The sequence below is a fragment of the Curtobacterium sp. ME12 genome (assembly GCF_903970855.1).
GTDB lineage: Bacteria > Actinomycetota > Actinomycetes > Actinomycetales > Microbacteriaceae > Curtobacterium > Curtobacterium poinsettiae_A.
This window is the reverse complement of the sequence record NZ_CAJCKD010000011.1, coordinates 88,844-99,095: the sequence shown is the minus strand read 5'-3', so window position 1 is coordinate 99,095 and position 10,252 is coordinate 88,844. Positions and strand designations below refer to the sequence as shown.

The window sequence follows — 10,252 nt, the reverse complement described above, 5'->3', positions numbered from 1 at the left end:
CCTCACACGACGACGCCTCACTCTCACCTCTCATCCCCATCCCACACCACCTCCGGCGCATGTCACTCTGCTCCGCCGTCCGCGCAGGTACCCCCAGACCTGACCACTCGCCCACGCCCTGCCCCCCCCCCCCCCCCCCGTCCCTCCCGGTGCCCCCGCGCCCCCCCGTGCAGCCGGTACCGACGACGGCCTGGAGGCGCGGTGCGGGCCCGCCACGGGCCTCCCGGCCGTCGTCCCGCCGGTCGCAACACCCCGCTCACCTCCGCCGAGGGGTCACGAACCGTCGCCTGGCGGCGCCGCCGCCGACAGTTCGCGACCACTCGACGCCCGCAGGCGGGGTGTCCTGACCAGCCAGCGGCCGGGCCGTCAGCGTGTCGACAGGTGCCGCACAGACGTTCCAGGACCGCTCGCCGCTACGGTGGTGGCGTGTTCGGACGCCGCCGCTCCCCCAGTCCCCGCCCCGACGACAGTCCCGGTCTCGGCATCGGGGCCCTCGTGCAGGTCGTCGACACCGATCGGGGTGGCGAGCAGTGGGCCGACGAGCCGATCGGGGTGATCGTGGCTCCCGGCGGCAGCCAGATCGGAGGGACGCAGCGCACGTGGACCGTCGCCTTCGAGGAGCCCGTGTACACGAAGGACGGCCGCGGCCCCTTCGAGCGCGCGACCGTCCTGAGTCGTCAGCTGGTGCCGGTCACGACCGACAGCGGCGAGTAGTCCGGGTCAGGGACTCAGTACTCCTCGGAGCCGCTCTTCATCATGGCCGCGACGGCCATGCAGCACCCGACGCCGCCGAGGACGCCGACGCCGATGATGATCCCTGCGATGAGTTCGAGCATGGGTGGTGACTCCTTGGTTGCGTCGGCGTGTGGCTCCGCTCAGGTTACCGGATGCCGCGCATGAGCCGCAGCACCGGCTTGGCCAGGAGCAGCAGGACCACGCCCACCACGACGGCGACCAGGCCGAGGATCGTGAAGTACGGTGCCTCGTTCGTCGGGTCGTAGTAGCGGGACAGCACCCCGGTGACGGCGGTGCCGAGCGACACCGACAAGAAGAACAGCGCGACCATCTGCGTCTGGAACTTCGGCGGCGCGAGCTTCGTGGCGACGGACTGGCCGACGGGCGAGAGCAGCAGCTCCGCGAGTGTGAAGACCAGCAGGATGCCGACGAGCGCGAGCAGGGGCGTGCCGTTCTCGCCCGAGCCGGTGAACGGCAGGAAGAGCAGGAACGCGAGCCCCATGATCCCGGTGCCGAGCGCGAACTTCGTCGGGGTGGACGGCTGGCGGTCGCCGAGCTTGGTCCACAGCGCCGCGAAGACGCCGGACAGCACGATGATGAAGACCGGGTTGATCGACTGCACCCACGAGACCGGCATCTCCCAGCCGAACAGCGAGCGGTCGAGACGCTCGTCGGAGTAGACCGTCACGACGGTGAACTGCTGCTGGTAGAGCGACCAGAACACGGCACTGCCGATGAACAGCGGGATGAACGCGAAGACCCGCGACCGCTCGTCACGGGTGATGCCACTCGACAGGATCACGACGAAGTAGCCGATGGTGGCCAGCACGACAACCGCCACCACGACGGTGGGCAGGTTGCCGACGGTCAGCAGGCCGGTCAGCACGGCGACGACGATGACGACCAGCGCAACGACCACGCCGGCACCGATGAGCGGCAGGCGGCGGCGGTCGACGGGGTTCGCCACCTGGCGGACGACCTCGGGCAGCTTCCGCCGCCGGATCGCGTACTGCACCAGACCCGCGGCCATGCCGACGGCGGCCAGACCGAAGCCCCAGTGGAAGCCGAGCGAGCTCTGCAGCAGCCCGGTGAGCAGCGGTCCGAAGAACGCCCCGAGGTTCACGCCGAGGTAGTAGAGCGAGAAGCCGGCGTCGCGGCGCGGGTCCTCGCGGCTGTAGAGGCCGCCGACGATCGTCGTGGCGGTGGCCTTGAGTCCGCCGGAGCCGAGCGCGATGAGCACGAGGCCGACCCCGACCCCGGCCACCCCGGGGATGAGCGCGAGGGCGATGTGCCCGAGCATCACGACGATCGCGCTGCCGAACAGGGTCCGGTCCGCACCGATCAGCCGGTCGGCGATCCACGCCCCGATGATCGTGAACAGGTAGACCGCGCCGCCGTAGGCACCCATGATCCCGGTGGCGATGCCCTTGTCGATCCCCAGGCCGCCCTGCGTGACCGTGTAGTACATGTAGATGAGGACGATGCCCTGCATGCCGTAGAACGAGAACCGCTCCCAGAGCTCCACGGCGAACGGTGTCGAGAGCTCGAACGGTTGCCCGAAGAAGGTGCGTCCGGGACGGCTTCCGCGGTCCGCGGGGGTGGTACGTGACATGGCGGCCAGTCTGCCCCTGGCGGGGTGCGCACGCCGAATCGTCGAACACGGCTCAGGTCTTTGGAGGGTTCCCACGACCTCGTGACGGCACCGACGACACGGGCTTGTGCGGCCCGCACGGCGTTCCCGCCACTGTCGGCACCGGTGTCTAGCGTGGACGGTGCAACACGGACACCGCAGTTCAGGAGGACTCCGCCCATGGTCGACACCGCACCCGCCCAGCGCACCACCCCCGCCAGCGGCAACGACACCGCGACGGACGTCGACGCGCCGAACGCCGACGCCGCCGGCGACCCGGCAGCGGGCACCCCGACCGCCGGCACGGACACCGACGTCCGCATCGACGTCGAGCTGGTGCAGGAACTCCTGCTCGGACGCTGGGCCGAGGACCGCCGGATCTCCCGGCGGCTCGCGCTCGACCCCGCGATGCAGAAGATCGAGGGCCAGCCGATCCCCGAGCACCGGGCCCGCGTGCTCGAGCAGCTCCGGACCCTGGTGGACGCCGGGGCGATCCAGCGCCCCTACCCCGCCGAGTTCGGTGGCCAGAGCAACCACGGCGGCAACCTGGCGGCGTTCGAGGAGCTCGTCACCGCCGACCCGTCGATGCAGATCAAGGCCGGGGTGCAGTGGGGACTGTTCGGGTCCGCCGTGCACCACCTGGGCACCGAGGCGAACCACCGCGAGTTCCTGCCGGGCATCGTCTCGTTCGAGGTCCCCGGCTGCTTCGCGATGACCGAGACCGGCCACGGCTCGGACGTGCAGAGCATCGCCACGACGGCCACGTACGACCCCGCGACCGAGGAGTTCGAGATCCACACGCCGTTCCGCGGTGCCTGGAAGGACTACATCGGCAACGCGGCCCTGCACGGCCACGCCGCCGTCGTGTTCGCGAAGCTCGTGACCGCGGGCGTCGACCACGGCGTGCACGCCTTCTACGTCCCGCTCCGCGACGCCGACGGGGCGTTCCTGCCCGGCGTCAGCGGTGAGGACGACGGTCCGAAGGGCGGCCTGAACGGCATCGACAACGGCCGGCTCGCGTTCGACCACGTCCGGGTCCCGCGCACGAACCTGCTGAACCGCTACGGCGACGTCGCCGCGGACGGCACCTACTCGTCTCCGATCGCCTCGCCCGGCCGCCGGTTCTTCACGATGCTCGGCACCCTGGTGCAGGGCCGGGTCTCGCTCGACGGCGCCGCGGTCGTGGCGCAGAAGATCGCGCTGCAGATCGCCCTGACGTACGCGATGCAGCGCCGTCAGTTCCCGACCGGTGACGGCACCGAGGGCGTGCTGCTCGACTACGGCCGGCACCAGCGCCGTCTCATCCCGCGCCTGGCGACGGTGTTCGCGCAGTCGTTCGCGCACGAGAAGCTCCTGCGCACCTTCGACGACGTCTTCAGCGGGCGCGAGGACACCCCGGAGCGACGGGAGGACCTGGAGACCCAGGCGGCGGCGTTCAAGTCGATGTCGACCTGGTCGGCGCTCGACACCCTGCAGGAGGCCCGCGAGGCCTGCGGCGGTGCCGGGTTCCTCGCCGAGAACCGTCTGACCGGGCTCCGCGCCGACCTCGACGTCTACGTGACGTTCGAGGGCGACAACACCGTGCTGCTGCAGCTCGTCGGCAAGCGCCTGCTGACCGAGTTCCGTGCGAAGGCCCCGAAGGACCCGGCGTCGACCGCGAAGTTCGTGGCGGCCGTCGCGGCGTCGAAGCTGGCCGACGCGTCCGGGATCCGCCGCCTCGGCCAGACCGTGGCCGACCGCGGCTCGCTGGCCGCGAGCGTCGCCGACCTGCAGGACCCCCGCACGCAGCGCGAGCTGCTCGCCGGTCGGGTCGACACCATGGTCGCCGAGATCGGCATGCGCCTGGCGTCGGCCGGCAAGGACCGAGCCCGCGCCGCCCGACTGCTGAACCGCTCGCAGCACGAGCTCATCGAGGCGTCGAAGGCGCACGCCGAGCTCATGCAGTGGGACGCCTTCACCGAGGCGCTCGACGAGGTGACCGAGGGCGACACCCGTCGTGTGCTCGTCTGGCTGCGCGACCTGTTCGCGCTCGGCCTGCTCGAGCAGCACCTGGACTGGTACCTGCTGCACGGCCGTCTGTCGGCGCAGCGTGGCCGTGCGGTGTCGGCGTACATCGACCGGCTCGTCGCCCGGGTCCGGCCCATCGTGCCGCAACTGATCGAGACCTTCGGGTACGAGCCCGGTCACGTCCGCGCACCGATCGCGCTCGGTGCCGAGCAGGCCCGGCAGGACGAGGCACGCGCCTGGTTCGCCACCGAGGCCGCCGCGGGCCGGCTGCCCGAGCAGGAGAAGAAGCCCCGCCCGTGACGAACGCGCAGCGCCGTCCGTGAACGACGCGCGGCCGCGCCCGTGACGGGCGTGGCCGCGTCGGCCGCTAGGAGTCGGTCGGCTCCGGCGGAGTCGGGCCGCCCGCGGCAGCCCCACCGCGGGCCCCGAGCGCCGCGCGCAGCTGCGCCTCGGCGTCGTCACCGGCAGCGGCGGCCTCGGCGTTCGCCTCGGCGACCGCACGCACGACCTCTTCGCGCTGGATCTTCACGCCGCGCGGGGCGTCGATGCCGATCCGGACGCCGTCGCCCCGGGAGTCGAGCACCGTGATGACGATGTCGTCGCCGACGAGGATCCGCTCGCCGACCTTCCGCGTGAGTACCAGCACCCGTTCAGCCTAGCGACACGACGGGGAGCCCCAGCAGGTCCACCGACCCGGGCGTGGCGGTCTCGCCCGCACCGATCGCGACGACGCCGACCACGGGCAGCCTCGATGCCACCGCGTCCACCATCGCGGCCGAGTCCGCAGGCTTCCGCCCGACGTCGACCACGACCCACACCTGGTCGGCCTGCAGCGCGTCGCCGGTCACCCGGTCGTCCCACGCGGCGACGGCGAGCACGGCGTGACCGTCGCGGACACCGTCGGCCCGCGCCAGGATCGCCGCACGGCGGTCGGCGGCGTCCGTCGGCCGGAGCGCGTGCCGCACCGCGAAGAGCCCGGCGGCCGCGTCGACGTCGTTCGGCCGCCCGACCAGGAGCACCAGGTCACCGTCCGCGGACCGGACGGCCGGCGCGGTGGAACGGGCCACCGGTGCGGGCGAGGGCGCGTCGAGGACGCGGGACGGGCCTCCCGACCGGGTCTCGACGACCGGCTGCGCGACGGCCGCCGCCTGCGTGTCGACCGCCGTCTGCGCGTCGACGGCGGCCTGGAGGCGCGGGTCGACCCCGGCTGGCACGTCCGGATCGGACGGCGCGCGCGCCGGGCGCGGGGCGCTCGGCGTGATCCCGTCCGCCTGGAACCCGTCGAGCACCGACGCGAAGGCGTCGGCCCGCGTCGTCGCGGTGCCGTCGGTGCCCGCGATGCGTGCCTCGGCCGCCTCGGCGTCGGCGAGCAGTGCGGCGATGCCGACGCGCTGCACGGGCGAGTCGGCGATGGCCACACGGGCGACTGGCTGGTCCCCCGGTTCCGGCACCTCGACGGTGGCCTCGACGTGCGCCTTGCGGAACAGTCCGCCGAAGCCCGGCGTGGTCACGCGTTCGGCCGCGACGATGCGCGCACCCGCGCCGAACTCGGTCCGGACCGCGTCGCGGACCGACTCGAGCGTGGCGCCGCTACGCTGCAATCGGGTCGGCGGCACGGACCACTCCCACGGTCTCGATGGTGGCGCCCGCGGCGGTGGCTTCCTGGTACGACAGCACCGGGAGCCCGTTCGACTGGGCGGCGACCATGCGGTGCACGGCCGGTCGGAGCTGCGGGGCACAGACCAGGACGGCGGAGAGCCCCTGGTCCTCCACGGAGCGGACGGCGTCGCGGACGGAGCCCAGGACCTGCTCGATGCGGTGCGTGTCGAGCACGATCTGACTGCCCTGCTCGGACGGCCGGAGCCCCTCGAGCATCGACTGCTCGAGCATCGGGTCGATCATGATGACACGCAGGGTGCCGGCGTCGGTGTGCCGGGCGGCGAGGGCCGGCCCGAGGGCCGCACGGGCGGACTCGACGAGCCCCTCGGGGTCGGTCGACACCTTTGCGCGGAGCGTGAGGGCCTCGCAGATCCGTCCGAGGTCGTTGATCGGCACGCGCTCGGCGAGCAGGCCCTGCAGCACACGCTGCAGTTCGGCCATCGAGAGCATGCCGGGGACGAGTTCCTCGACCGCGGCAGGGTTGACCTGCTTGACGCCCTCGGTCAGGACCTTGACGTCCTCGCGGGTGAGCAGGCGTGCCGCGTTGTCGCCGATGACCGCCTGCAGGTGGGTGACGAGCACCGAGACCCGGTCGATCACGGTCGCGCCGGTCATCTCGGCGGCGTGCCGGAGCTCGGCGGGCACCCACTTGCCGGTCAGACCGAAGACCGGCTCGACGGTCGAGGTGCCGGGCAGGCCGTCCAGGTGGTCGCCGAGCGCCAGGACGCTGCGGGCGGGCGCGGTGCCCCGACCTGCCTCGACGCCGGCGATCCGGATGGCGTAGGTCGACGGCGGCAGGTCGATCGAGTCGCGGGTGCGCACCGGCGGGACGACGATGCCCATGTCGATCGCGATCTTGCGGCGGAGCGCACGCACCCGACCGAGCAGGTCGTCGGAGGCGCCGGACACCATGTCGACGAGGTCGGGCGCGAGCAGGATCTCGAGGGCGTGCACGCGCATCTGCTCGAGCAGGTCCTCCGGGGTGTCGCCGGTCGGTGCAGCCGCCGCGAGTGCCTGCTGCTGGGCGGCGTCGGCCTCGGCCCGGGCGGCGTTCCGGCCGATGCGCCAGCCCGTGACGAGCAGGGTCGCACCGACGAGCAGGAAGGGCAGGATCGGCATGCCCGGGATGAAGCCCATCGCGATCGCGGCGACACCGGCGATCATCAGCGCGTTCCGGGACTGCGACAGCTGCGTCGCGGCCGAGGAACCCATCTCGGACTCCGCGCCGGACCGGGTGACGATCATGCCGGTCGACACCGCCATGAGCAGCGCGGGGATCTGCGTGACCAGGCCGTCGCCGATCGTCAGGATGCCGTACTTCGACAGCGCGTCGGTGACGGACAGCCCGTTCTGCAGCATGCCGATCGCGATGCCGCCGACCAGGTTGATGATGATGATGAGGATGCCGGCGATCGCGTCGCCCTTGACGAACTTCGACGCACCGTCCATCGCGCCGTAGAAGTCGGCCTCGGCGGACACCGCGGCGCGGCGCTCCTTCGCCTGCTCGTCGGTGATGAGCCCGGCGTTCAGGTCGGCGTCGATCGCCATCTGCTTGCCCGGCATCGCGTCGAGGGTGAAGCGTGCCCCGACCTCGGCGACGCGCTCGGCGCCCTTCGTCACCACGACGAACTGGATGACGATGAGGATCAGGAAGATGACCGCGCCGATGATGATCGACCCGGAGACGGCGACGTGGCCGAACGCCTGGATGACGTCACCGGCGAACCCCTCGCCGAGCACCAGCCGGGTGGACGCCACGTTCAGGCCGAGCCGGAACAGCGTCGCGACGAGCAGCAGGGACGGGAACACCGAGAAGTCGAGCGGCTTCTTCACGAACAGCGTCGTGAGCAGGATCACCAGTGCCAGCAGGATGTTGATGATGATCAGGAAGTCGAGCAGGAAGGACGGCACCGGCAGGATCAGCAGCAGGATGATGCCGACGATGAACACCGGGACGACGAGCTTCGGCAGGTCCTTGCGGTTCATGCGGGGAGTCCTTCGGTCTGGTTCTCGGCGATGCGCGGTGTGCGGAGCTTGCGGGGGCGGAGGTCCCCGGTCAGGGTGGCGGGGTCGATGACGCTCGCGACCTCGTCCGGTGTGGTCGGTCGCGGCGGCGCGTGTGTGCCGGCCGCGGTGCCGCGGGCCTTGAGCGCCATCACGAAGGACAGGACGCGGGCCACCGGGGTGTACAGGTCGACGGGGATCTCGTGCCCGAGCTCGCACGCGGCGTGCAGTGCCCGGGTCAGCGGGACGTCGCGGACGATCGGCACCCGCTCCTCCTCGGCACGGGAGCGGATGACGTCGGCGACCGGGCCGGCCCCCTTCGCCACCACCCGTGGCGCGGACTTCCCGGGCTCGTACTTGATCGCGACGGCGTAGTGGGTGGGGTTCGTCATCACGACGTCCGCGGTGCCGATGGCCTGGATCATCCGGTTGCGGCTCATCGCGAGCTGACGGGACCGGCGCTGCGACTTCACCAACGGGTCGCCGTCGCTCCGCTTGTTCTCGTCCTTGACCTCGCGCTTGGTCATCATCGTGCGCTTCCGGTTGCGGCGGATCACGACGAACACGTCGAGTGCCGCGAGGACGAGCCCGGCGACGATCGCGGCGCGCAGCAGGGTGCCCGACCCGGCGGCGGCGGCCTCGAGCACGGCCGACAGCGGCAGCGAGCCGCTCGTCATCAGCACCGGCATGAGTCCCTGCACCGCGAACCACAGGACGAGCCCGACGACGGCGGTCTTCAGCAGCGCCTTCGCCCCGTTCCAGAGCGCCTGGGTGCCGAACACGCGCTTCAGTCCGGCGACGGGATCGAAATGGTCGGGCTGCGGCGTCATCTTGCGGAAGTGCACCCCGCCCTGCGTGACGGCGGCGGCGAGCACCGCGACCGCGACGACCGCGAGCATCGGGCCGAGGGTCGCCCCCATCGATCCGAGGGCGTCGGCGAGCAGGGCCTGCACGGCACCGAGCTCCGGGTCCTCGATGACCCGCTGCACGGCGAGGAGCTGGTCCTGCCCGGCGGCCGCGGCGTTGCCGATCGCGGCCGGGATCATGAGCGCCGCGACGGCGATCCCGATCCATGCCCCGAGGTCCTGCGAGCGACCGATCTGGCCCTTCTCGTGGACCTCGCGCATCCGCTGCTGGGTTGCCTGTTCGGAACGTTCCCCGCTGTCGGACACGTCGTCACCCCCGTCCCGTGATCGCCTCGACGGCGTCGCCGGTCAGCGACGACACCACCGAGGGCAGGGCCATGAAGAGCGCGCCGGCGAACAGGACGGTCAGGCCGATCTTGATCGGGAAGCCCATCTGGAACGCGTTGAGCGCCGGTGCCACGCGGGTCAGCAGCCCGAGGCCGACGTCGGCCAGGAACAGCACGACGACGAGCGGACCGGCGATCTGCAGGGTGGCGAGGAACATCTGCGACATCGCGGTCACGAGCATCGACGCGAGCCCGTCCACCGCGAAGGTGCCGGTGAGCGGCACGGCGTCGAACGACCGCACCAGACCACCGACGATGAGCTGGTAGCCGCCCGAGGTGAAGAGCAGCGCGAGCGCGGTCATCTGGAACAGGCGGGTGAACTGGGCGCCGTTGACCTGGGACTGCGGGTCGAACGCCTGCGCGAGCGTGAACCCGCCGAACAGGTCGATGAGCGCACCCGCCGACTGCACGGCGGCGAACACCAGGAACACCAGGAACCCGAGGGACAGCCCGACGACGAGCTGGGTGAGCAGGGCGAGCAGGAACGGCCCCGTGTCGAGTGACTCGTAGCCGACGGCGACGCGCGGGGCGACACCGATGGCGAGCCCCAGCCCGAGGATCACCTTGACCGTGCCGGGGAACGCCCGGTACGAGAACGGCGGTGCGATGACGAAGAACGCGACGAGCCGGACGCCGGCGAGCATGGTCGCCTCCAGACGGTCGGCGTCGATGCTGAGCTCCATCAACCGGCCCCGAGCAGCTTCGGGATCATGTCGAAGGCGACGTGCGTGAACGCGATCATCTCCGAGATCATCCAGTTGCCGCAGATCACCAGGGCGATCGCGACGGCGACGGCCTTCGGCACGAACGAGAGCGTGACCTCCTGGATCTGCGTCACCGACTGGAACAACGAGATCGCGAAGCCGACGACGAGCGAGGTGACGAGGACCGGGGCGGCGAGCTTGCCGGACACCAGGAGCGCCTGGAGCACGAGGTCGATGACGGCCTGCTGGTTCATGCGTGCC

9 protein-coding genes are annotated in these 10,252 nt (G+C 71.7%); 2 read left to right on the top strand and 7 right to left on the bottom strand.

Going from position 1 to position 10,252, the window contains the following annotated elements; translation table 11 throughout:
• The first annotated feature begins 426 nt into the window (after positions 1-426).
• Positions 427-714, top strand: coding sequence for a hypothetical protein (locus tag H7A73_RS07875; protein WP_182065459.1), 288 nt, complete (start codon positions 427-429; stop codon positions 712-714).
• A gap of 166 nt (positions 715-880) precedes the next feature.
• Here the strand turns inward: H7A73_RS07875 and H7A73_RS07870 are convergent, their stop codons facing one another.
• Positions 881-2,347 carry a peptide MFS transporter gene (locus tag H7A73_RS07870; RefSeq protein WP_182065457.1) on the bottom strand — a complete coding sequence of 489 codons (1,467 nt, stop codon included), beginning with the start codon at positions 2,345-2,347 and terminating at the stop codon, positions 881-883.
• Between the two features lie 198 nt (positions 2,348-2,545).
• Here H7A73_RS07870 and H7A73_RS07865 point away from each other — a divergent pair, with 198 nt between their 5' ends.
• A complete protein-coding gene (locus H7A73_RS07865) occupies positions 2,546-4,672 on the top strand; it encodes an acyl-CoA dehydrogenase (protein WP_182065455.1) in 2,127 nt (708 codons plus the stop codon).
• Between the two features lie 67 nt (positions 4,673-4,739).
• On the opposite strand, the gene csrA is transcribed toward H7A73_RS07865, so the two are convergent.
• The 6 genes from csrA to fliQ are packed head-to-tail and all read right to left on the bottom strand — an operon-like array spanning position 4,740 to position 10,245.
• On the bottom strand, positions 4,740-5,018 hold the full coding sequence (gene csrA / locus H7A73_RS07860; RefSeq protein WP_182065453.1) for a carbon storage regulator CsrA: 279 nt from the start codon (positions 5,016-5,018) through the stop codon (positions 4,740-4,742).
• A gap of 4 nt (positions 5,019-5,022) precedes the next feature.
• Entirely contained in the window at positions 5,023-5,988 is a 966-nt protein-coding gene (locus tag H7A73_RS07855) for a hypothetical protein (RefSeq protein WP_182065452.1), read from the bottom strand.
• Positions 5,963-8,017 (bottom strand): flagellar biosynthesis protein FlhA, encoded by a 2,055-nt coding sequence (locus H7A73_RS07850; protein ID WP_182065450.1) that lies wholly within the window; start codon positions 8,015-8,017, stop codon positions 5,963-5,965. The genes H7A73_RS07855 and H7A73_RS07850 overlap by 26 nt, the downstream gene beginning before the upstream one ends.
• Positions 8,014-9,207, bottom strand: coding sequence for a flagellar biosynthesis protein FlhB (locus tag H7A73_RS07845; protein WP_182065449.1), 1,194 nt, complete (start codon positions 9,205-9,207; stop codon positions 8,014-8,016). The genes H7A73_RS07850 and H7A73_RS07845 overlap by 4 nt, the downstream gene beginning before the upstream one ends.
• Before the next feature lie 4 nt (positions 9,208-9,211).
• Positions 9,212-9,970 (bottom strand): flagellar biosynthetic protein FliR, encoded by a 759-nt coding sequence (locus H7A73_RS07840; RefSeq protein WP_071403902.1) that lies wholly within the window; start codon positions 9,968-9,970, stop codon positions 9,212-9,214.
• Complete coding sequence (fliQ, locus tag H7A73_RS07835) at positions 9,970-10,245, bottom strand: flagellar biosynthesis protein FliQ (RefSeq protein WP_182065447.1); 276 nt, start codon at positions 10,243-10,245, stop codon at positions 9,970-9,972. Before fliQ ends, H7A73_RS07840 begins: the two co-directional genes overlap by 1 nt.
• Positions 10,246-10,252 lie beyond the last annotated feature (7 nt).

Bases quoted from the DNA above. Each gene is read 5' to 3' on its own strand.
- H7A73_RS07870 (WP_182065457.1), bottom strand. From the start codon at position 2,347: ATGTCACGTACCACCCCCGCGGACCGCGGAAGCCGTCCCGGACGCACC.
- H7A73_RS07865 (WP_182065455.1), top strand. From the start codon at position 2,546: ATGGTCGACACCGCACCCGCCCAGCGCACCACCCCCGCCAGCGGCAAC.
- H7A73_RS07850 (WP_182065450.1), bottom strand. From the start codon at position 8,017: ATGAACCGCAAGGACCTGCCGAAGCTCGTCGTCCCGGTGTTCATCGTC.
- H7A73_RS07840 (WP_071403902.1), bottom strand. From the start codon at position 9,970: ATGGAGCTCAGCATCGACGCCGACCGTCTGGAGGCGACCATGCTCGCC.
- fliQ (WP_182065447.1), bottom strand. From the start codon at position 10,245: ATGAACCAGCAGGCCGTCATCGACCTCGTGCTCCAGGCGCTCCTGGTG.